The sequence below is a fragment of the Streptomyces sp. NPDC001750 genome (genome assembly GCF_042892615.1).
In the GTDB taxonomy this organism is placed as follows: Bacteria; Actinomycetota; Actinomycetes; order Streptomycetales; family Streptomycetaceae; genus Streptomyces.
Genome location: NZ_JBIAUE010000007.1, coordinates 218,934 through 241,149, shown reverse-complemented (window position 1 = coordinate 241,149; position 22,216 = coordinate 218,934). Strand labels below are relative to the sequence as shown.

The following is a 22,216-nucleotide window of genomic DNA, read 5'->3' as shown; positions in this document are numbered from 1 at the left end:
GGGAGCGGATGCCCTCCGGACGCGAGGTGCGGATGACCCCCAGGTGCGATGTGCAGCAGATGACCTCCGGATGCGATGTGAGGAACAGATGACGATGTTCGACACCGTTCTCGTCGCCAACCGCGGCGAGATCGCGGTACGGGTCATCCGTACGCTGCGCGCCCTCGGCGTCCGCTCGGTCGCCGTGTTCAGCGACGCGGACGCGGACGCCCGCCATGTGCGGGAGGCCGACACGGCGGTACGGATCGGCCCCGCGCCCGCCGCCATGAGCTACCTGAGCGTGCCCGCGCTGCTGGACGCCGCCCGCCGCACCGGCGCCCAGGCCGTCCACCCCGGGTACGGGTTCCTCGCCGAGAACGCGGGCTTCGCGCGGTCCTGCGCGGAGGCGGGGCTGGTCTTCATCGGCCCACCCGCCGACGCCATCTCGCTGATGGGCGACAAGATCCGGGCCAAGGAGACGGTCGCGGCAGCCGGGGTTCCGGTGGTACCGGGCTCCTCCGGTACCGGACTGACCGACGCCCAACTGGTCGCCTCGGCACGGGAGATCGGCACCCCCGTGCTGCTGAAGCCCTCGGCGGGCGGCGGCGGCAAGGGCATGCGGCTGGTGCGTGACGAGGCGCTGCTCGCGGACGAGATCGCCGCCGCCCGGCGCGAGGCCCGCGCCTCGTTCGGCGACGACACCCTGCTCGTGGAGCGGTGGATCGACCGGCCCCGGCACATCGAGATCCAGGTGCTGGCCGACACCCACGGCAACGTGGTCCACCTCGGCGAGCGCGAGTGCTCCCTCCAGCGCCGCCACCAGAAGATCATCGAGGAGGCGCCGTCCGTTCTGCTCGACGAGGAGACCCGGGCGGCGATGGGCGAGGCGGCCGTCCAGGCGGCCCGTTCCTGCGGCTACGTCGGCGCGGGCACGGTCGAGTTCATCGTCCCGGGCGACGACCCGGCCGCGTACTGCTTCATGGAGATGAACACCCGCCTCCAGGTCGAGCACCCCGTCACCGAGCTGATCACCGGACTCGACCTGGTGGAGTGGCAGCTGCGGATCGCTGCGGGCGAGCAACTTCCGTACGAGCAGCGGGACATCACTCTCACCGGCCACGCGATCGAGGCCCGGATCTGTGCCGAGGACCCGTCCCGCGGCTTCCTGCCGTCCGGCGGCACGGTCCTCGCACTGCACGAGCCGCAGGGCGACGGCGTGCGCACGGACTCCGGGCTGCGCGCGGGCGGCGAGGTCGGCAGCCTGTACGACCCGATGCTGTCGAAGGTCATCGCGTACGGGCCCGACCGCGCCGCCGCGCTGCGTCGGCTGCGCGCCGCGCTCGCGGACACGGTGATCCTCGGCGTCCCGACGAACGCCGGCTTCCTGCGCCGTCTGCTCGCCCACCCGGCGGTGGCGGCGGGCGAACTGGACACCGGCCTGGTGGAGCGCGAGGTCGACGATCTGGTGCCGGAGGGCGTGCCGGAGGAGGTGTACGCGGCGGCGGCGCTGCTGCGGCAGTCCCCCGGACCCGACGCCCCGAAGGACTCCTCCGGTGGGAATGGCCCGTTCTCGGTGCCGAACGGCCGGGTGGACCCGTCCTCGTCACCGAACGGCTGGATGGACCCCTTCTCGGTGCCGAACGGCTGGCGACTGGGCGGCACCCCGGCCCGTACCGTGTACGACTTCCGGCTGCCGGGCCGCGACCCCGTGCAGGTCTCGCTGCGCACCCGTGCGACGGGCGCCGAGCTGGCGTTCGGCCATGTCGGGGAGGGCGCTGAGCCGCCGGAGCCCGCGACGGGCGCGTGCGGCCCGCTCGCCCCGATGCCCGGCTGCCGGGAGACGGCCCGGGCGGTCGAGATCTCCGAGCACCGCATCGTCGTCGAACTCGCCGGTGTCACCCACGCGTTCACCTACGCGGCGGCCCCGGACGAGGTCTGGCTGGGCCGGGACGGCGACACCTGGCACGTACAGGACCACGACCCGGTGGCGGCGTCGCTGGCCGGGGCCGCCCGTTCCGGCGCCGACACCCTCGCCGCCCCCATGCCGGGCACCGTCACCGTCGTGAAGGTGGCGGTCGGGGACGACGTCGTGGCCGGTCAGAGCCTGCTCGTCGTCGAGGCGATGAAGATGGAGCACGTCATCTCCGCCCCGCACGCCGGGACCGTGATCGAACTGGACGTCACCGCCGGTGCCACGGTCGCCATGGACCAGGTCCTGGCCGTCGTGGCCCCCGCCGAAACCGGTCCCGGCGACGCGTCCGCCACCTCTCCCGGGGAGGACGCATGACCACGACTTCCGGGGAGGACCGCATGACCCCCCGCACCCTGCCCATGACCGTGCCCGCCCAGGATCTGCCGCCCAGGGTGCGCATCCACGAGGTCGGCGCCCGCGACGGGCTCCAGAACGAGAAGACCGTCGTACCGACCGAGGTGAAGGCGGAGTTCATCCACCGCCTCGCCGCGGCCGGCCTGACCACCATCGAGGCCACCAGCTTCGTGCACCCCAAGTGGGTGCCCCAACTGGCCGACGCGGAGGACCTGTTCCCCCGGCTCCGCGACATCGGGGGCGCGGCCCTGCCGGTCCTCGTGCCGAACGAGCGCGGGCTGGACCGGGCGCTGGCGCTCGGCGCCCGCCGCATCGCCGTGTTCGGCTCGGCGACCGAGACGTTCGCCTCCCGCAACCTCAACCGCACGATCGCCGAGTCGCTCGCCATGTTCGAGCCGGTCGTGTCCCGCGCCAAGGACGACAAGGTGCACGTCCGGGGCTATCTGTCGATGTGCTTCGGCGACCCGTGGGAGGGGCCCGTCCCCGTCCACCAGGTCGTCCGGGTCGCGAAGGCACTGATGGACCTGGGCTGCGACGAGCTGTCCCTGGGCGACACCATCGGCGTGGCCACGCCCGGTCACGTACTGGACCTGCTGTCCGAGCTGAACGAGGAGGGCGTGCGCACCGACACCATCGGGGTGCACTTCCACGACACGTACGGCCAGGCCCTCTCCAACACCCTCGCCGCTCTCCAGCACGGGGTGACCACCGTGGACGCCTCGGCGGGCGGCCTCGGCGGCTGCCCGTACGCGAAGAGCGCGACCGGCAACCTCGCCACCGAGGACCTCGTGTGGATGCTCGACGGCCTCGGCATCGAGACCGGGGTCGACCTCGAAGCGCTCACCGCCACCAGCGTGTGGCTCGCCGGGCGACTGGGCCGTCCCAGCCCCTCCCGTACCGTCCGCGCGCTGTCGGCGCGGTGACCACCGCCATGCGACGCCCCCTGTCCCCCCGCACCGTCCCAGTCGCCCACAAGGAGTGACCTGCCATGCCCCTGGACCACCGGCTGACCGCCGAGCACGAGGAACTGCGGCGCACCGTCGAGGAGTTCGCGCACGATGTGGTCGCCCCGAAGATCGGGGACTTCTACGAGCGTCATGAGTTCCCGTACGAAATCGTGCGGGAGATGGGACGGATGGGTCTGTTCGGGCTGCCGTTCCCGGAGGAGTACGGCGGCATGGGCGGGGACTACCTCGCCCTCGGGATCGCCCTGGAGGAGCTGGCCCGGGTCGACTCGTCCGTGGCGATCACGCTGGAGGCCGGAGTGTCGCTCGGCGCGATGCCGGTCTACCGCTTCGGCACGGAGGAGCAGAAGCGGAAGTGGCTGCCGAGGCTGTGCGCGGGCGAGGCGCTCGGCGCGTTCGGGCTGACCGAGCCGGAGGCCGGCTCGGACGCGGGCGGCACGCGTACGACGGCGGTGCGCGACGAGGCCACCGGCGAGTGGGTGATCAACGGTTCGAAGTGCTTCATCACCAACTCCGGTACGGACATCACGGACCTGGTCACGGTCACGGCGGTGACCGGCCGCAAGGAGAACGGCGCCCCGCTCATCTCCTCGATCATCGTCCCGTCCGGCACCCCCGGCTTCACCGTCGCCGCCCCGTACTCCAAGGTCGGCTGGAACGCCTCGGACACCCGCGAACTGTCCTTCACCGACGTCCGCGTCCCGCTGGACAACCTGCTGGGCGAGGAGGGCCGGGGCTACGCGCAGTTCCTGCGCATCCTCGACGAGGGCCGGATCGCCATCGCCGCCCTGTCCACGGGCCTGGCGCAGGGCTGCGTGGACGAGTCGGTGAAGTACGCACACGAGCGCCACGCCTTCGGCCGGCCGATCGGCACCAACCAGGCCATCCAGTTCAAGATCGCCGACATGGAGGCCCGCGCCCACATGGCCCGACTCGGCTGGCGCGACGCGGCGTCCCGCCTGGCGGCGGGCGAGCCCTTCAAGAAGGAGGCGGCGATCGCGAAGCTGTACTCCTCGACGGTCGCGGTGGACAACGCCCGCGAGGCCACCCAGATCCACGGCGGCTACGGCTTCATGAACGAGTACCCGGTGGCCCGGATGTGGCGCGACTCCAAGATCCTGGAGATCGGCGAGGGCACGAGCGAGGTCCAGCGCATGCTGATCGCAAGGGAGTTGGGCCTCCCGGCCTGACCCTGCCCCCTGCCACGGAGCCTGTGCGCCGCCGCTTCCGGGAACGCCCGGGAAACGGCGGCGCGCGGGCGTCAGGCCGTCGGCCCCGTCCCCGGCGACGCGGTGGCGGGGGTACGAGCGGCCGAGCCGTGTCGGGTTCACGAACCGGCTCGTGGCGGACGGCACGGAGGCGCGCGGAGACCGGCTGACCCCGGCTGATCCGGTCAGCCCGGCAGGCCCGGCCACTCCTCGCGGAGCATCCCGAACAACACGGTGTCGTACCGCCTGCCCGCCACCAGCACGGTTTCCCGGCGGCGGCCCTCCTCGCGGAAGCCCGCCCGGGTGAAGGCGCGGACGGCCCGCTCGTTGCCGCTCCAGGTATCGAGTTCGATGCGGTGCAGCCCGTACGCCCCGAACAGGTGCCCCACCAGCAGGCGCAGCGCGTCCGAGCCGTGGCCGCGGCCCCAGCGGTCCCGCTCGCCGATGGTGATGCCGACCGTGGCACACCCGGCGAACGGGTCCAGGTCCCGGTAGTCCGCCATGCCGATCACCATGCCGTCGGCCAGGTCCTCCACGGTGAAAACGGCCGACTCCCTCGGGCTCAGCCGCAGCATGGTCTCGAAGGCGAGCCCGACGGCCTCCGCCGTGACCGGGCCGAAGCACGGGTCGCCGGCCGTGGCCCAGTGCACCACCTCCGGATCGTTGCGCCACCGGACGTGGTGCTCCGCGTCCTCCGCGCGCAGCGCGCGAAGCCTGACCAATTCACCCTCGAACATACGCCGATCATATTCCGGTGGAGCCCAATGGTGATCTTGATGCGGTCACATCATCAATGCGCGGGCACGCACACCATGCCGCGAGGCAGGATGACGCGGTCGGCGGAACGGGAACGGGTTGGCGGGGGACGGTTCATGACACTGCTGGTGCACACCTTCGTCTACGACGGGGACGGAACGTCGCGACTGCTCGACGACCCCGAGGACGGCAGCGACATGGCCGGGTTCGAGAGCACTCGGACCGGCCTGTGGGGCTCCGGGTACACCCGGGCGCTCGGGGCCAGGTTCTTCCCCGAGCTGGCCGACGGCATTCTCCGCGTGGAGCCGGAGGACATCGGTGAATTCCTCACGGAATGCGCATTGTTGGGGCGACACACGGCGATGCTCGCCGCACGCGGCGGCTACTGGGAGGACTACGTGGCGGTCCGGCTCGCCAACATCACCGCCGCCGCCCGGCGGGCGCGGTCCGTGGGCGGCGGCGTACTGATCTGGTGAGCCGGGCCCCGGCCCCGATGCCAGCGGTCGACGACCGCTCACCGATCACACCGATTCACCTTCGGGCGACGGCTTCCTCCCCTGCCCGGCCGCGGAACAGATCCCGGCGGTCGGGACTCCCCGGGGCCCGGAACGAGTACGGGGAGCCCCGGGACGAGCCTCGCCGGGGCGCGGGCGTACGCCTCGTTCCGCGCCCCGGAGGACCACCTCGCTCCGCCGCCCGGCATTCCCCCGCCATCCCCAGGAGTCTCCTCAGGCCCCCTACGCCGCCCCGGGGGACTCCGCCGACCAAGGCACCTCCGGCGCCCGGTAGCAGTCGATGCCGAGCGCCGAGAACCGCGGCCCCTGCGCGCCGAGCCACGCCTTGTACGCGTCCCGGCACCGGCCGCCATGACGAGCAGCAGCGAGCCGAGGAGGCGGGGAGGAGCGACGGGCGCCCGCCCCACGCACAGTCAATGCGCGGATCGCCTCCCCTTGAGCGCGCCTGAGAGAATCCGCCCCATGGCGGAGATAACCCAGCACGACGGGACATGGACCTTCGACGGCGAGACGGTACGGATCGTGCCCGGCCAGGGAAGGGGGGTGCACCCCGTCCGGCGAGAACTGGGCGAACTCACCGTCCCGCTGCGGGCGGTGGCGGGCATCTCCTTCGAACCCCACCGCAAGGGCGGCCGACTGCGGCTGCGGCTGCGCGACGGGGCCTGCCCGGTCCTGCGCGCCGCGGACGGCCGGCTCAAGGACGCCGCGGATCCGTATCAGCTGGCCGTGGAGAAGGACCGCGGCGGCGTGGCGGACTACTTCGTCGAGGAGGTACGCAACGCCCTGCTGCTCGAACAGGTGCCGTCCGGGCCCACCGACGGCTTCCTGCTGCCGGGCCCCTCGGTGCCGGTCGCCGGGGGCGGCGGGGACGGCACGGCCTCGTTCGACGGGGAGACCGTCCGGCTCACCTGGAACTGGAAGGCCGAGGAGGTCAAGAGTTCCGGCGGTCCGGTCGCCTTCCCGGTGTCGGAGGTGACCGGGGTCCACTGGATGCCGTCCATCGGTCTGGCGAACGGGCATCTGCGCTTCTTCCGGGGCGTGGCCGGACTGAGTTCCGCACCGGCCCCGGCTGCCGAGTACGACCCGTACGCGCTGGACCTGTGGGGGCTGTCCAAGAAGGAGTACACGGCGGTGCTCGTCGCGGCGGCGGTCCTGGTCAGACTCCCGAACGCGATGGCCCCCGACACCGCCGGACCGGGCACAGCCGCGATTCCGGGCGCGGCAGCAGCGGCATCCGGCACGGCGATCGGGGCGACGGCGGCGGGGGCCATCGGGGCGGGTCCGGACGAGGGCGGTGCGGCCGAGGGGGCGCGGCTCTCGAAGGCCCCCGCGACTCCCCCGGCCACCGCCACGGCCACGCCCCCCGGCCCGACCGCGGCGACCCCGACCCCGGCTCCCGCACCGGACGCGCCACCGGCCGCCGACGATCACGACGTGCTGTTGCGACGACTCCGGGAACTCGGCGAGCTGCATCGGAGCGGGGTGCTCACCGAGGACGAGTTCACCGCGGCCAAGCAGGCCGTACTGAAACGCCTCTGACCGCTCTTGCCGGTTCCAGACCCGCTCGAGAGCGTAATCACACTCGCTTCTGCCCGATATCGGGCAGGATTGTTGCGTCAGCGCCCCTTCCACCGCAATATCAACGAGTGCTCGAACGCCGCCCGTCGCATGACGACCTCATCGACCACCTGGTGCGCAGCACCGCGCTCCAGCGCGGTGAGGCCGCCCGGGTGGTACTCGACGTGCTGGCGTACTTCGACGAGACGACCGACGACTTCGTGCGCCGCCGTCACCGGGAACTTCAGTCCGGTGGCCTGGTGAACGCGGAGATCTTCGAGCGGATCGCGGCCGAGCTGCCGCACCGCGCGGTCGCGCCACCGGAGCTCTCGCTCCGCCAGCTGCGCCGCATCGTCTACGGCTGAGCCGAAGCGGCCGAAGGACCGGCAGGACCGCGAGAGCCGGCCCGGCCAATGAGGACGGCGCGACCGCGAGGGCCGGGCGTCGGGCACGACAAGTACATCGATGGAGGGGCAGAGACTTTATGTGCGGAATCGTCGGATATATCGGGAAGCGCGATGTGGCCCCGCTGCTGCTGGAAGGGCTGCAGCGACTGGAGTACCGGGGGTACGACTCCGCGGGCATCGTCATCACCGGCAAGGCGTCGGCGGGGAAGCCCGCCGCCCTGAAGATGGTGAAGGCGAAGGGCCGGGTCCGTGAGCTGGAGGCCCGTGTCCCCAAGCGCTTCAGCGGCACCACCGGCATAGCCCACACCCGCTGGGCCACCCACGGCGCCCCGAGCGACGAGAACGCGCATCCGCACCTGGACGCCGACAACAAGGTCGCCGTCGTCCACAACGGCATCATCGACAACGCCTCCGAGCTCCGTGCGAAGCTCGTCGCCGACGGTGTCGTTTTCCTCTCCGAGACCGACACCGAGGTGCTCGTCCACCTGATCGCCCGAGCCCAGGCGAACAGCCTGGAGGAGAAGGTCCGCGAGGCGCTGCGCTCGGTCGAGGGCACGTACGGGATCGCCGTGCTGCACGCCGACTTCAACGACCGGATCGTGGTCGCCCGCAACGGCTCCCCGGTCGTCCTCGGCATCGGCGAGAAGGAGATGTTCGTCGCCTCCGACGTCGCCGCGCTCGTCGCCCACACCCGCCAGGTCGTCACCCTCGACGACGGCGAGATGGCCACCCTGAAGGCCGACGACTTCCGTACGTACACGACGGAGGGCTCGTCCACGACGGCCACGCCCACCACCGTGGAGTGGGAGGCCGAGTCGTACGACATGGGCGGCCACGACACGTACATGCACAAGGAGATCTCCGAGCAGGCCGACGCCGTCGACCGGGTGCTGCGCGGCCGGATCGACGACCGGTTCGCCACCGTGCACCTGGGCGGTCTCAACCTGGACGCCCGCGAGGCACGCGGGGTGCGCCGGATCAAGATCCTGGGCTGCGGCACCTCGTACCACGCGGGTCAGATCGGCGCGCAGCTGATCGAGGAGCTGGCCCGGATCCCCTCGGACGCCGAGCCGGCCTCCGAGTTCCGCTACCGCAACCCGGTCGTCGACCCGGACACCCTGTACATCGCGGTCTCCCAGTCCGGTGAGACGTACGACGTGCTGGCCGCCGTCCAGGAGCTCAAGCGCAAGGGCGCCCGGGTGCTCGGTGTCGTCAACGTGGTGGGCTCCGCCATCGCCCGCGAGGCCGACGGCGGCACGTACGTGCACGCCGGGCCCGAGGTCTGCGTCGTGTCCACCAAGTGCTTCACCAATACGGTCGTCGCGTTCGCGCTGCTCGCCCTGCACCTGGGCCGGATCCGGGACCTGTCGGTCGCCGACGGCAAGCGGATCATCGACGGGCTGCGCAGGCTGCCCGCCCAGATCGACGAGATCCTGGCGAACGAGGACGAGATCAAGCGGCTGGCGGCCGAATACGCGGACGCCAAGTCGATGATGTTCATCGGCCGGGTGCGCGGCTACCCGGTGGCCCGCGAGGCGTCCCTGAAGCTCAAGGAGGTCTCGTACATCCACGCGGAGGCCTACCCCGCCTCCGAGCTGAAGCACGGCCCGCTGGCGCTGATCGAGCCCGCCATGCCGACGGTCGCGATCGTGCCGGACGACGACCTGCTGGAGAAGAACCGTGCCGCGATGGAGGAGATCAAGGCCCGCAGCGGCCGTATCCTCGCCGTCGCCCACCAGCCGCAGGACAAGGCCGACCACACCATCGTCGTGCCGAAGAACGAGAACGAGCTGGACCCGATCCTGATGGGCATCCCGCTCCAGCTCTTCGCATACCACACGGCGCTGGCCATGGGCCGGGACATCGACAAGCCGCGCAACCTGGCGAAGTCCGTCACCGTCGAGTAGACCCGCCTCGGTCGCGGCGGTCCCGTCCTCCCGGCGCCCGCCGCACACCCGGCCGAACGGCCCCGCACCCGCTGTCGCGGTGGGTGCGGGGCCGTTCCCGTACCGGCCCCTGTCGGCCCCTCGGGCACATTCGTGAGTGACCGATACCGAACGCCCGCGGAGCCGACAACGGCACGGCGCGTCCGGGGCCGACGGCACCAACGGCTCGCGCCCGGGCGGCCGTCGCCCTCGGCGGACGCCCGCCGCAAGCGCCCGCCCTGCAACCCGTTGAGCGATATGCACCTTTCGCGCACCGGTACTTCACCACCATCACCCGGCGGATCGCCGGTTTCCGAGAGGCGACTTGACGCCACGTCGGGCGAGTGGATCACACCTCACGGCCGGGTCGGCCCCCTACAACGGGGGTGGCGACCAGGGCGACCGCGGCGACGTACTACGGAACGACGGACCGGTCCGGGACGCCGTCACGGGCAATACGGGCGAAGGCCCCGGAAGGGGCGGAGGCAGCGGAGGCAGCGAGAACGGCGGAACGACGGGAGCGGCGCCGACGGAGGCGACGGAGCGCGATCCACGACGGCCCGGTGCGCACCGGCGGGCCCGATGCGCACCGGGCCGGGCCGCGCGGAGACAGCCGCCGCGCGGACGGGGCCGCCCACCGGCCGACGCGCCCTACGGCCTCGCCGCTCTCCCGCTCAGGGAATGACGACGACCGGGCGCTGGGCGCGCCGCGCGAGGCGTCCCGCCACCGAGCCGAAGATGCGGCCGACGACGCCGTGCGTGGAACCGACGACGATGGCGTCGGCCGAGTACTCCCGGCCGACCTCCTCCAGCTCGTGGCAGATGTCCCCGCCACGCTCGACGAGCACCCAGGGAACCTCGGAGAGGTAGTCCGCGCAGGCGAGCTCCAGGCCGAGCACCTCGGTGCGGTGGTCGGGCACGTCGACGAAGACGGGCGGCTCGCAGCCCGCCCAGACGGTGGTCGGCAGCCGGTTGGCGACGTGGACGATGATCAGGCCGGAACCCGATCGACGGGCCATGCCGATGGCGTACGCGAGCGCACGTTCGCTGGAGGTCGAGCCGTCGAAGCCGACGACGACCCCGTGTTGGAAGGCAGGGTCGCAGGAATGACGTGTTTCTTCGGCCGCCTGCGGGCCCGACACGGGGTCGGCCACCTGCTTGCGGTCGGCGGGTTCGGGGATTTCGTGACCGGCCATCGGTGTCTCGGCGAAGAGAGTCCTCGTGAGGAGAGCGACGTGGGAAAGAGTGTCAGCGGGCGGTGTGGCGGTGTCCGGGAATCATCTTCCCAACCCCTTACCCCCAAGGGTACGGCGCCATTCCTCCACTGCCCAGACCCGCGCAAAGCGCGCGCGACGTTTCACGGAGCATGCCCGAGGCGGACCCGTATGGCAATGCCGGTTGCGCCGTACACCGACGGGAGCGACTCCGGTACGCCCCCGGACGGTTCCCCTCCGTGACTCCGCGGCGGCTCCGCAGCCCCGTCCGTCACACCGCCGCCCGCCCCCGCGCAACCCCGCACCGCCCCGGAATCGCAGCCTCCGCACGGAGTGGATCACCGCCCCGCGAGGGGCCGGCGCGACGGCGGCCCGCCTCGTCGACACCCGCCCTCCCCACCCGCCCCCGCCACCCCACCCCGGCCCCCGTCACCCGACGACGGACCGATACCGGCCCGCAGGTCGGAATCCGTTCGCTCGTCGACAGCACCCCGACATACGGGACGATCGGTCGCCCGACCTGCCCAGGGGGGCGCAAAGAAGCAGTCGGGCAACGGGGTTGTGCGCCGGTCTACTGACTGAATCACGTATACACAACCATCTATTTTCAGCCAACTTCTCACCCCCATAGGCCCCTTGCCGAAATGGCCGATCAACCCCCTTGCCACCAGGAAGGAAGAGACCGCGCGGTACGATTCTGCCCGTCGAAGACGGGACGGGGACGGGCCATCAAGGCCAGACGCCCTTCCATGGAGGGCTGCCGAGTGAAACGCTTCGTGATCGAATGCTTCCCGCCAAGTTGCCTTGTCGACATAACGCCGGTTGGTGAACTTGTCACGACTGCAGCACGGGACGCAGTAGATTCGATCTTGGGTATCGAGGACCGGGGACCCGTGCAGGACCGAGGGGAAAAGTGCAGGAGCGACAGGCCCGCAAGGACCAGGAAGACGCGAACACCGAGGGGGGCTTAGCGTCATGAGCCAGGACTCCGCCACCGCAACGGAGGCTGCACGGAAGCTCAGCGGCCGACGACGACGAGAAGTCGTCGCCGTGCTGCTCTTCAGCGGCGGCCCCATCTTCGAGAGCTCGATCCCGCTCTCCGTGTTCGGAATCGATCGACAGGACGCGGGAGTCCCGCGTTACCGGCTGCTCGTCTGCGGCGGGGAAGAGGGACCGCTGCGAACCACCGGGGGACTCGAATTCACCGCGCCCTACGGACTGGAGGCGATCGGCAGGGCCGGCACCGTCGTGGTGCCCGCCTGGCGTTCGATCACCTCGCCACCGCCCGCGGAGGCGCTGGACGCGCTGCGCCGCGCCCACGAGGAGGGGGCCCGCATCGTCGGGCTGTGCACCGGCGCGTTCGTGCTGGCCGCGGCCGGCCTGCTGGACGGCCGCCCGGCGACCACGCACTGGATGTACGCGCCGACGCTGGCCAAGCGCTATCCGTCGGTCCACGTCGATCCGCGTGAACTCTTCGTCGACGACGGCGATGTGCTCACGTCGGCCGGGACCGCCGCCGGGATCGATCTCTGCCTCCACATTGTCCGCACCGACCACGGCACGGAGGCCGCCGGGGCGCTGGCCCGTCGGCTCGTCGTGCCGTCGCGGCGCAGTGGCGGTCAGGAGCGCTACCTCGACAGGTCTTTACCTGAGGAGATCGGCTCCGACCCGCTCGCCGAGGTCGTGGCCTGGGCGCTGGAGCACCTCCACGAGCAGTTCGACGTGGAGACGCTGGCCGCGCGCGCCTACATGAGCCGGCGGACCTTCGACCGCAGGTTCCGCTCGCTCACCGGAAGCGCGCCGCTCCAGTGGCTGATCACCCAGCGGGTGCTGCAGGCGCAGCGGCTGCTGGAGACGTCCGAGTACTCGGTCGACGAGGTCGCGGGCCGTTGCGGCTTCCGTTCGCCGGTCGCGCTGCGCGGGCACTTCCGGCGCCAGCTGGGCTCCTCCCCCGCCGCGTACCGGGCCGCCTACCGGGCCCGTCGTCCGCAGGGCGGAGGCGTCGAAGGGAGCGGTGACGTGCTGGAGACGATCGTGCCCGCCCAGGCGGGTGCGGTGGGCCGGCGCGGTGCGGCCATGACGCCGGGGCCTCATGTCGTGACGCCGTCGGCAGTCGCGGCGGGAGTGCCGGAGCTCGGGAAGCCGGGCCCCGACGCATACGTCACCGGACGCCCGGCCCTGCCGGGGCAGAGGAGCGCCCCGTAGGGTGGGGCCATGAACGACCGCATGGTGTGGATCGACTGCGAGATGACCGGGCTCTCGCTGGCGGACGACGCACTCATCGAGGTGGCCGCGCTGGTCACCGACTCGGAGCTGAACGTGCTCGGCGAAGGGGTGGACATCGTGATCCGCCCGCCGGACGCGGCCCTGGACGCGATGCCCGAGGTGGTGCGCCGGATGCACACCGCCTCGGGCCTCCTCGACGAGCTGGCCCGTGGCACCACCCTGGCCGACGCCGAGGCCCAGGTGCTGGCGTACGTCCGCGAGCACGTGAAGGAGCCCGGCAAGGCCCCGCTCTGCGGGAACTCGGTCTCCACCGACCGCGGGTTTCTGGCACGGGACATGGCGGCGCTGGAGGGCTATCTCCACTACCGGATCGTCGACGTGTCCTCGATCAAGGAGCTGGCGCGCCGCTGGTACCCGAAGGCGTACTTCAACAGCCCGGAGAAGAACGGCAACCACCGGGCGCTCGCGGACATCCGCGACTCCATCACGGAGCTTCGCTACTACCGCGAGGCGGTCTTCGTCCCGCAGCCCGGGCCGGACTCGGAGCACTCCAAGGCCATCGCGAAGCGCGTCGCGCCGCCCGCTCCGTAGGCCGGGGCCCACGGAGCGCCGCCGTACCGCCCGGCCCGCGCGCAGCGTACGGGGCGGGCAGTACGGCGGGGCTTCGCGGACACGCCGCGGCCCGTGGCGAAGTCACTGGTCATGGGCCTTTCGGGGGTTCCGGGCGACGGCCGAACAACTGTGGCGCGAGCACCCTCCCGGACCCTGTACACTTTTTCTCGGCCGGTCGGAAACGACCGGACACGGTGGGTATAGCTCAGCTGGTAGAGCACCTGGTTGTGGTCCAGGATGTCGCGGGTTCGAGTCCCGTTACTCACCCTGAATGATCGACCCCTGACCTGGGAAAACGGGTCAGGGGTCGATCTCTTTCCGATTCGCGGCCCAACCATGGCCCAACGTATGCCGGCGTGGCGCACGCGACGGATCCGGCACCGGCGAATCCCCCGCCCCCTGCCGCATCGACATCCTCGACACCATGACGGCCGTACATGAGCAGCTGCTCGACTGCGCCGACGCGGTCGCCGAAGCCTCCAGCGACCGCCCGCCGGGGACGCGCTCGCCCAGTTCCGGGGCGCCCGAGAGGCCCCGGGACCGGCCGACGCCCGACGCCGAGTACGCGGCCTTGTGACTGTACGGCCGCGTCACCGACTCCCGCGGTCCCTTCCAGCCCCTCCCCGACGGCGATGGTGCAACACCACGCCACATCTGCTCAGCCCGCGGCCGGTACTTCGCCGGCCGGCACGCCGCCTGACACACAGTAGGCCCGCAGCAGTCGCATTTGCCGGACGGGCCCCGACCACGCAGGACAGGCCCCTCCATGGCCAAGCCGAACCCTGCCCAGAAGACCGCCCCCACCCCACCGAAACCCGGCGCCCGACCCGCCTTCCGCGTCGTCCGACGCATCCGAACTCCCCGCGCCGGCCGCCCCATCCCCGGATCCTTCCCCGTCCGGCAGCCCACCCCGTAGACGGCCCCGTCCGACACCGCGCCCCACCCTGTCGGACGCCCCGGGCATGTCGGACCCCGCCCGTACCGCAGAAGCCGTCCCATTCCGCGCTCCTGGCTCGGCGCCGCTACGGACCGAGGCCGCCGCCCCACATCCCCCGGGAGCAGGGCCTCACCACTGCACCACCCCATCCCCTGGCCTGTTCAACCCCTGCCGGACGCAGGGCCTTTGGCGGTTCAATGGCTCCACAGGTCATGGACTGCCACGGGGGGCGCTGTGCTGGCGGAAGAGTTCGGGTACCAGGTCACGTCACTGCCCGCCGCCGAACTGACAGCCGCTTTACGGCCGGAAGTGGAGAGAGCGCGCGACGAGATCGCGCAGAAGCAACGCGACCTTCCGTCAACTGGGAAAGTTCTGACTATCTCCTTCATCGGTTCATGCATTATCGGCATCGTCTCCAAGCAATGGGGCGCATTCCTCTCATTCCTCTTCACAACCTTGATTTTGGGAGCCCTGATCGGATCAGCCGTCGGCACACTAAAACGCAAAGCAGCCAAACTTGAGGAAATATCCTCGGCAGTCCTGACAAGCCCGTGGCAGGCATGGCCATGCCGCGTGGACGCCATCCCTGGAAACCAGACCAGGCGGTTGCTACTACTCGACCCCCAAGGAGAGGCAGTCCGCCAGTTCCTCGCCCCGGCCATGCCCCACGAAACATGGATCGGCCTCACAGATGGGCGAGGGCTGATTTGGTTTGCCGGCGACATGCGCTTCACCGGGATAACGGCCCTGCCCGGTGGCAACTCCATCTTCTGGGTACACCCCGTCGACACCCCAGCACCACAACCCGCACCGAGCACTGATCGACAACGCCTGATCGAGGAAGAACTGACGCGCCGGGCCGTCACATACGTGTTTGACGAGTGGCTCTGAAATGCATCGCCCAGCCGCACCATCAGCACTACACCCATGGTTGCAATCAGAGACCAGATTATCCATGGTGGCCCCACGTCCGGCATGCCCGGACAAACACGGGCCCGCCCCACATCGCGGGACTTCGCATTCCCTTCGCTCCACCAGCACACCCATGGCACGATTCCCCTCATCACCACGTCAAGGGGAGCAACCGATGGCGAGCTGTCGCGAAGCCCGGTCCGCCGTAAGGGTCGAGAAGTTCCGCATCTGGTTCGCCTGGCTCTCCGGCAATGTGATCACGCTGATCATCGCCGGCGCCACCCGCAACATCAGCATCGTCACCCAGATCCTCTTCACGATCTCCTTCTTCCTTCTCACCTCCGTGGCGATCCGCATGACCAACGCGCTCGACCGCAAGGTGCTCGCCGCCCGACGCGAGGTTCTCGGCGACGATCTGCAGTAGGTGGCGCCCAATGCTGGCGACCCTCGGGGTCAAGGACGCCCGGCGCTGGTGGAACGATGCGAGCCGCCCCTCACACAACAGGTTCGGCTATGTCCGGGAGGCAGACGGGAGCGCACACGTCCGGCACATTCCTGACGAGACTCGTTGGAAAATTCCCACCCATAGGTAATACTCCAGGATCTTGCGATTTGTGCGGCCATGCGAGTGCTCAAGGGGAGAATGACGTTACACGCTGATCCTTTCCGCGCATCGTTCTCTATGGAATCTGCCCGATCTGGGGCAGAGCAGCGAAGGAGAACATAGTGAGGAACGTCCAGAAGATCGCAGCGGTGGCCGTGGCCACCTGCGGGATCCTTTTCGCCGGCATCGGCGGGGCCAGCGCTGACACCCGTAACGCAGAGGGCGAGGGTGACAACATCCCCGTGCTCAGCTTCATCAACGAGCTCAACTGGGACGAGTCGCCCTTCTGCGGAATCCAGGTCAAGACTGAGGAAAGCGCGCAGCAGACGTCATGCCCGGTAGTGCACCAGGAGCACCCCGATAACAGCCCCGTCTACATCGTCACCTTCGGGTCTTGACCTTTCGTAGCGGTCCGACGGTCCGGCGGTTTTCCCGTCGGACCGTTTTACCTTGTCGGGGCATTGGCAGGCCGGTGAGTGGCCCGGCTGCCGTATCGGGGGAGCGCCCAGGGCTTCGGCATGGTTCCGCCTCGCCCCTTTTTTGATCTGTCCGGCCGACGTCCGGCGCAGCACCGGAGGAAGCCTTCGGGGAGCGGGGCCCGGCCCGGTCGGCCCGGAGGCGCGCCCGTCTTGATGCTCCTGCTTCGACGGGGGCGGAGCTTCGGTCCAGGCCATATCGGTTACCGGCTTTGCTACTCACCGCGCCTGCAACGCCAACGGTCCGATCCATCGTTCGGCCGCGGCCGCACGAGGCCGCACGGTGCGGCGTTCAGTGGTCCGCACTGGTGTCGAACTGACCGAGTCCGGCCCGATTCTCGGCGTTCTCGCAGGTCAAGAGCGGGCAACGAAACAGGTTCGAGTCCCGCTCACCCTGAACCATCAAGGGCCGACCCGTGAAACCGGTCAGCCCTTCTTCATGTTCCGGCACTTGGGAACGGGCAGGCGGAAACGCGGGGTTCACGAATCCGGGGCCACGCCCGTGCCCGGGGCCGCGCCCCCGCGGGGACGGTGCCCGGGGTCGGGGCGTCCGCGGTCAGGCGCCCGGGGCGGGCGGGGTCTCGGGCTGGTCGACGGTGAACTCGTAGGCGATCTCCCAGCGCACATCGGGAACGATGATGTCCGCGGTCTCGACCGGGTGCCCGTCGGTGTCGTAGTAGGTCCGCTCCACCACCGTGATCAGGTCGCCCACGCTTACGCCCAGCAGGTTGGCCTGCTCCTGCGAGGCGCGGGCCGGACGGGGCACCTCGACGGCACCGCTGATGACGACGCCGATCGACCGCATCCGCGCGATGACGCCGGCACCGGCGTGCGGGCCCATCTCAGGCAGGACGATCGGGGTGCCGTCGGTGATGGCCATGGGTTCCCACGACTCGGAGAGCTGAGCGGGAAGCCCGTCGGCGAGGAACTCGTATTGGGTGACGACACAGAGATCGCCGGGCTCGATGGCCAGCCGTTCGGCGATGTGGACCGGGGCCGGGGTGCGGGCGGCGCTGCGGGACTCCCACGTTCCGGTGCGGACCTGCTTGTGCATGTCGGCGTGGAACGTCGCCCCGCCGCCCTCGCGGTTCCGGCAGCGGACCATGCGCAGCCGCTCGCGCGGTCGGCGTACGTAGGTGCCGGATCCGGCGCGCCCTTCGAGGATGCCCTCGATGATCAGGCGCTCCATGGCGCGCTGGGCGACGGACTGGCCCACGCCGTATTCCTCGGCGATCCGGGCCCGGGACGGGAGCTTGTCGCCCACGACCCATTCACCCGCTTCGATACGAGCGCGCAGAGCGGCGGCCACTCGCAGATAGGGCGCTTCACGTGGCATGTGCGCGAACTCCGAACGTTGTACGGCGACATTGACAAAGCTAACCCATCAGGTCGAAGCTGAATATTCAGCCTCACGAACCGTGACGGCCGACCGTCAGGGGATGTCTATGTCTGTCGCGCTTCCACAGGTCGTCGCGCTCGCTTCGCTGCTCTCCGCGGCGACCAGCAGTGAGCCGCGCATCACGGAGACGGCCGACGCGATCCGGATCGAGGCCGACCTGCCCGCCGATCTGAGCCCCGTCACCCGGTCCGCCATCCTCCGCGCTCTCGGCACCGCCGACCGGTACGGCCACGACCGCACCGGGGACGGCGACGTCGTCTGGGCCGAGATCTACAGAGAAGAGACGCAGTGACCACCACCGCCTCCGCCCGCCCCCTTCCCGACCCGAGGACGCTGACGTGGGACCAGGCCGCCGGCCGCGCCTGTGTCTGGTGCAGGACGCCCCTCACCACCGGCACGGTCCGCGTCGGCGTCATCCCCGACCGGCTCGGCGCCCACGTCCTCGACACCGAAGTGTGGACCGGGCCCTGCTGCACCGACGCGCGACCGCGATAGCCCGGCGGCCCCGCCGCGAGCCGTCCCGGTGTCTCCCGGCCGCCATGGCCGCGACGACGACCACGGCAACCGCGTCAGCCGGACCACTGTCCGTGCGGCGTCCGCGGTTCGTGACGCCCGGGCCGTGTCGTCGAAGCGCCGCCCGTCGTGCGACGCCCGGCGCACACACTCGCGGCGTTGTCGGACTCGTCCTCGTCGTCCGGTACGACGACGGTCCTCCCCCTCGCGATCGATGGGGTCTCCCCTGTTCGAGCGAAGCCGGGAACTCGGGGAAACACCGGACGCCGGACGGCCCGGCCCCCGGCCGAACGACGACGCCTCGACGACACTGCGACGACGCGGCCTACGCCGTCCTCAACCGGGCCAGTGTGGCCTCCAGTTCCGCCTGGGCGGCCCGTCCCGCGGACTCCGCGTCGCCGGCCACCACGGCCCGCACCAGTGCGTCGTGGGTGGCGTCGCCATGGTCCGGGTCCTCGCGACGCAGCCCCAGCAGGTCCACGAGGTCGATGAGCCCCTGCCGCAGCGCGGGGGCGAACTCGCCGAACAGATCGGTGAGTACGGGGTTGTGGGCGGCGGCCACCACCGCCGCGTGCAGCGCGATGTCCGCGTCCACGAACTCCGCGTCCGCCCCGACGCCCGCCGCTCGCCGGGCGGCGAGCGCCGCGTCCAGGGCGACCAGGTCCTCGTCCGTGCGACGGCGGGCGGCCAGCCGCGCCGCCTGGACCTCGATCAGCATGCGCACCTCGTAGACGTCGGCGACCGAGGCGCGGCGCAGCCTGGTCGGCCAGTCCTCCGTCACCTGGTCCGCGACGACGAAGACACCCGCGCCCTGGCGGGACTGGAGCAGGCCGAGGGTGGCCAGGGTGCGGACCGCCTCGCGGACGGTGGAACGGCCCACGCCGAGCGTCTTGGCGAGGCTGGTCTCGCCGGGGATCTTCGTGCCGACCGGCCAGTGCCCCCCGGTGATCTGCTCACGCAGATGGTGCGTGGCCTGTTCGACCAGGGGGCTGGGGCGGAGCGGACCGAGCGAGGACACCGAATTCACCTGTCAGGTTGTCTGAGGACTTGCTTTCTGGCTACTGTACCGGCATGACGCACAGCGGTCTCCTTCTTCTCGGCTGCCGCGGCGGGGCCTGACGCGACCGGCACCCCGCCGTGGGTGCCGTGTGCTGTGCCGGTCGCATCCGACGATGCGAGAAGAGACCGTTTCCATGTCCGAGAGCCCTGTTTCCCCGACCGCCGACCGCCCCGTTCCGGCGCCGGTGCACCGCTTCCCGACGATCCGCACCCCACGCGGCCCCGTGCCCGCCGACGCGCCCCACTGGAACCGGCAGCGTTCCAGCTCCATGCCCTTCCACCGCTACCGCTCGGCGTTCGACCGCGTCGAGGTGCCACTGACCGACCGCACCTGGCCGCAGGCCCGTATCGAACAGGCCCCGCTCTGGGTGCCCGTGGATCTGCGGGACGGCAACCAGGCGCTGGCCGAACCGATGGACACCCCGCGCAAGCGCCGGATGTTCGACCTGCTCGTCGCCATGGGCTACAAGGAGATCGAGATCGGCTACCCGTCCGCGAGCCGCACGGACTTCGACTTCGTACGGCACCTGGTCGGGACCGACGCCGTGCCGGACGACGTCACCGTCGTCGTCTTCACCCCGGCCAAGCCTGATCTGATCGACCGGACCTTCGAGTCCGTCGAGGGACTGGACCGCGCGGTCGTCCACCTGTACACGCCGACCGCGCCGGTCTGGCGGGATGTCGTGCTCGGCCGCAGCCGCGCCGAGGTGCGCGCCCTGGTGACGGACGCGGCGGCCCGGATGGACCGGCTGGCGCGGGCCCTGCCCGGGACGGACATCCGCTTCGAGTTCTCCCCCGAGGTCTTCATCCTCACCGAGCCGGACTTCGTCCTGGAGCTGTGCAACGGCCTCACCGAGCTGTGGGACGCCTCCCCGGACCGGCCGGTCATCCACAACCTGCCCGCCACGGTGGAGATCGCGACGCCGAACGTGTACGCCGACCAGATCGAGTACATGCACCGCCACCTGGCCCGGCGGGACGCGGTGATCCTCTCCGTCCACCCGCACAACGACCGCGGCACCGGCACCGCCTGCGCCGAACTCGCCGTCCTGGCGGGCGCGCAGCGCGTGGAGGGCTGCCTGTTCGGCAACGGCGAACGCACCGGCAACGTGGACCTGGTCAACCTGGCCCTCAACCTGCACGCCCAGGGTGTGGACCCGATGATCGACTTCTCCGACATCGACGAGATCCGCCGCACGGTCGAGCACTGCAACCGGCTGCCGGTACCGCCCCGCCACCCCTACGCCGGCGAGCTCGTCCACACCGCGTTCTCCGGCACCCACCAGGACGCCATCAGCAAGGGGTTCGCCCGTCGCGCACGCGGCGACGAGGAGCGCTGGGAAGTGCCGTACCTGCCGATCGACCCGGCGGACCTGGGGCGTACGTACGAGGCGGTCATTCGCGTCAACAGCCAGTCGGGGAAGGGCGGCATCGCCCATCTGCTGCGGAGCAACCACGGCGTGGACCTGCCGCCCCGGATGCGCGCCGACTTCTCCCGCACGGTGCAGACCGCGACCGACGACAGCGGCCTGGAGGCCACGCCGAAGGACCTCTGGGAGCTGTTCGAGGCGACGTACCTGGTCCCCGGACGGGACGGGGACGTGGTCCTGACGTCCTGGTCCACGGACCGGAACCCGGCCGGTGAGCACCGGTTCGTCTGCACCCTGCGAGTGGGTGAGCGGGAGGGCGACTACGAGGGTACGGGCAACGGCCCGGTCTCGGCGTTCACCCACGCCCTGGCGGCAGCCGGGATCGAGGTGGACGTCCTCGACTTCACCGAACACGCGACGACGTCGGGACAGGGCAGTCCCGCGGTGGCGTACGCGGAGTGCCGGGTGGGCACCGACGGGAAGCGGTGCTGGGGCGCGGGCCGGGACACGTCCGTCCTCACGGCGTCGATCCTGGCGGTGCTGTCGGCGGTGAACCGGGCGGGGTAGCGCGGCACGGCCCCGGCGGCCGGGCGCTGCCCGTCCGCCCGTACACGGGAACGGCGTGCAGGCCCGCACCGGCCGCCCGTACGCGGGTCCGTACGGGGCGTGTCGACGCGGGAGGTACGGGGGCGGGCGGGCGGGGCCCGGTGCGGTCGTCCCCGTACCGCCGCCGCGCCCGCTCGGTGAACGGGCGCTGTCGGCAGGCGCTGTCGGCGGCCGCTGATATACGTGGCTGATGGCGGTCTTTCGTGATTTCAACTTCAAACTGCTGGTCGTCGAGCAGCTCATGTACATCGACGAGACGCTGACGCCCCGGTTCAGCATCGAGGACCACATGCGTGCCCGAGGGATCGATGATCTCCACGCCTACGTGGAGGAGAACGACCTGGAGTACCAGGTGCTCGACGAGGCACGCGCGTACTTCGAGCGGCTGGAGATCGGCGACGACCTGCTGGCGAGCGTGAAGCGGCTGACGTTCGACGGCGGGAACAAGGTTTTCATGGAGTGCGCGCCCGTCTGGGACGGGGAGGACGATCTCTTCGACGTCCGCTCGTTGGACGATCTGGAGCTCGTGCCGAACCTGAAGCGGTTCCTCGGAGCACGCTCCCTCACGCTGACCGTCCCGGACGCGAGCGAGACCCTCAGGGCCCGGGGCATCGAGACCATCGCCTGAGAAAGCGGCCCGTCCGGATCCG

21 protein-coding genes and 1 tRNA gene are annotated in these 22,216 nt (G+C 70.9%); 18 read left to right on the top strand and 4 right to left on the bottom strand.

Annotated elements, in window-relative coordinates:
• Positions 1-94: 94 nt before the first annotated feature.
• From ACFYY6_RS14690 to ACFYY6_RS14680, 3 genes are all read left to right on the top strand, one after another.
• Entirely contained in the window at positions 95-2,266 is a 2,172-nt protein-coding gene (locus ACFYY6_RS14690; protein WP_389193395.1) for an acetyl-CoA carboxylase biotin carboxylase subunit, read from the top strand.
• A 23-nt stretch (positions 2,267-2,289) separates the two neighbouring features.
• A complete protein-coding gene (locus ACFYY6_RS14685; RefSeq protein WP_351519042.1) occupies positions 2,290-3,228 on the top strand; it encodes a hydroxymethylglutaryl-CoA lyase in 939 nt (312 codons plus the stop codon).
• Between the two features lie 65 nt (positions 3,229-3,293).
• A complete protein-coding gene (locus ACFYY6_RS14680) occupies positions 3,294-4,460 on the top strand; it encodes an acyl-CoA dehydrogenase family protein (protein ID WP_351519026.1) in 1,167 nt (388 codons plus the stop codon).
• A 203-nt stretch (positions 4,461-4,663) separates the two neighbouring features.
• Here ACFYY6_RS14680 and ACFYY6_RS14675 read toward each other — a convergent pair whose 3' ends face one another.
• The gene (locus tag ACFYY6_RS14675) at positions 4,664-5,215 is read right to left on the bottom strand and encodes a GNAT family protein (RefSeq protein WP_351633657.1); all 552 of its coding nucleotides are present in this window, start codon (positions 5,213-5,215) and stop codon (positions 4,664-4,666) included.
• Positions 5,216-5,350: 135 nt separating this feature from the next.
• Between ACFYY6_RS14675 and ACFYY6_RS14670 the strand changes: the two genes are divergently transcribed.
• The 4 genes from ACFYY6_RS14670 to glmS all read left to right on the top strand — a co-directional run bounded on the left by ACFYY6_RS14670 (position 5,351) and on the right by glmS (position 9,620).
• Positions 5,351-5,710 (top strand): hypothetical protein, encoded by a 360-nt coding sequence (locus tag ACFYY6_RS14670; protein WP_360117758.1) that lies wholly within the window; start codon positions 5,351-5,353, stop codon positions 5,708-5,710.
• Positions 5,711-6,211: 501 nt separating this feature from the next.
• On the top strand, positions 6,212-7,288 hold the full coding sequence (locus ACFYY6_RS14665) for a DUF4429 domain-containing protein (RefSeq protein WP_351519017.1): 1,077 nt from the start codon (positions 6,212-6,214) through the stop codon (positions 7,286-7,288).
• 107 nt (positions 7,289-7,395) lie between these two features.
• Entirely contained in the window at positions 7,396-7,671 is a 276-nt protein-coding gene (locus ACFYY6_RS14660) for a hypothetical protein (RefSeq protein WP_073783215.1), read from the top strand.
• Between the two features lie 119 nt (positions 7,672-7,790).
• On the top strand, positions 7,791-9,620 hold the full coding sequence (gene glmS / locus ACFYY6_RS14655; RefSeq protein ID WP_351519015.1) for a glutamine--fructose-6-phosphate transaminase (isomerizing): 1,830 nt from the start codon (positions 7,791-7,793) through the stop codon (positions 9,618-9,620).
• A 692-nt stretch (positions 9,621-10,312) separates the two neighbouring features.
• Here glmS and ACFYY6_RS14650 read toward each other — a convergent pair.
• On the bottom strand, positions 10,313-10,834 hold the full coding sequence (locus ACFYY6_RS14650; RefSeq protein WP_351519014.1) for a universal stress protein: 522 nt from the start codon (positions 10,832-10,834) through the stop codon (positions 10,313-10,315).
• A gap of 993 nt (positions 10,835-11,827) precedes the next feature.
• On the opposite strand from ACFYY6_RS14650, the gene ACFYY6_RS14645 reads away from it, so the two are divergent.
• The 7 genes from ACFYY6_RS14645 to ACFYY6_RS14615 all read left to right on the top strand — a co-directional run bounded on the left by ACFYY6_RS14645 (position 11,828) and on the right by ACFYY6_RS14615 (position 16,541).
• Positions 11,828-13,057: a helix-turn-helix domain-containing protein gene (locus ACFYY6_RS14645; protein ID WP_351519013.1), complete on the top strand. Its 1,230-nt coding sequence runs from the start codon at positions 11,828-11,830 to the stop codon at positions 13,055-13,057.
• Between the two features lie 9 nt (positions 13,058-13,066).
• Entirely contained in the window at positions 13,067-13,669 is a 603-nt protein-coding gene (gene orn, locus ACFYY6_RS14640; protein ID WP_073783223.1) for an oligoribonuclease, read from the top strand.
• Positions 13,670-13,884: 215 nt separating this feature from the next.
• Positions 13,885-13,957, top strand: a tRNA-His gene (locus ACFYY6_RS14635).
• Between the two features lie 157 nt (positions 13,958-14,114).
• Complete coding sequence (locus tag ACFYY6_RS14630; RefSeq protein WP_386610288.1) at positions 14,115-14,267, top strand: hypothetical protein; 153 nt, start codon at positions 14,115-14,117, stop codon at positions 14,265-14,267.
• Between the two features lie 594 nt (positions 14,268-14,861).
• Positions 14,862-15,518, top strand: coding sequence for a hypothetical protein (locus tag ACFYY6_RS14625; protein WP_389193312.1), 657 nt, complete (start codon positions 14,862-14,864; stop codon positions 15,516-15,518).
• 196 nt (positions 15,519-15,714) lie between these two features.
• Complete coding sequence (locus ACFYY6_RS14620) at positions 15,715-15,963, top strand: hypothetical protein (RefSeq protein ID WP_389193309.1); 249 nt, start codon at positions 15,715-15,717, stop codon at positions 15,961-15,963.
• A 302-nt stretch (positions 15,964-16,265) separates the two neighbouring features.
• Positions 16,266-16,541, top strand: coding sequence for a hypothetical protein (locus tag ACFYY6_RS14615; protein WP_351519009.1), 276 nt, complete (start codon positions 16,266-16,268; stop codon positions 16,539-16,541).
• 634 nt (positions 16,542-17,175) lie between these two features.
• Here ACFYY6_RS14615 and ACFYY6_RS14610 read toward each other — a convergent pair.
• Positions 17,176-17,955 carry a GntR family transcriptional regulator gene (locus ACFYY6_RS14610; protein WP_351519007.1) on the bottom strand — a complete coding sequence of 260 codons (780 nt, stop codon included), beginning with the start codon at positions 17,953-17,955 and terminating at the stop codon, positions 17,176-17,178.
• 103 nt (positions 17,956-18,058) lie between these two features.
• On the opposite strand from ACFYY6_RS14610, the gene ACFYY6_RS14605 reads away from it, so the two are divergent.
• Positions 18,059-18,310 carry a hypothetical protein gene (locus tag ACFYY6_RS14605; RefSeq protein ID WP_351519006.1) on the top strand — a complete coding sequence of 84 codons (252 nt, stop codon included), beginning with the start codon at positions 18,059-18,061 and terminating at the stop codon, positions 18,308-18,310.
• Entirely contained in the window at positions 18,307-18,513 is a 207-nt protein-coding gene (locus ACFYY6_RS14600) for a hypothetical protein (protein ID WP_351633674.1), read from the top strand. Before ACFYY6_RS14605 ends, ACFYY6_RS14600 begins: the two co-directional genes overlap by 4 nt.
• 343 nt (positions 18,514-18,856) lie before the next feature.
• Here ACFYY6_RS14600 and ACFYY6_RS14595 read toward each other — a convergent pair whose 3' ends face one another.
• A complete protein-coding gene (locus ACFYY6_RS14595; RefSeq protein ID WP_386607688.1) occupies positions 18,857-19,558 on the bottom strand; it encodes a FadR/GntR family transcriptional regulator in 702 nt (233 codons plus the stop codon).
• 166 nt (positions 19,559-19,724) lie between these two features.
• On the opposite strand from ACFYY6_RS14595, the gene leuA reads away from it, so the two are divergent.
• Positions 19,725-21,527 (top strand): 2-isopropylmalate synthase, encoded by a 1,803-nt coding sequence (gene leuA, locus ACFYY6_RS14590; protein ID WP_351519002.1) that lies wholly within the window; start codon positions 19,725-19,727, stop codon positions 21,525-21,527.
• Between the two features lie 229 nt (positions 21,528-21,756).
• Positions 21,757-22,194 (top strand): DUF6892 domain-containing protein, encoded by a 438-nt coding sequence (locus ACFYY6_RS14585; RefSeq protein ID WP_389193305.1) that lies wholly within the window; start codon positions 21,757-21,759, stop codon positions 22,192-22,194.
• Positions 22,195-22,216: the final 22 nt, after the last annotated feature.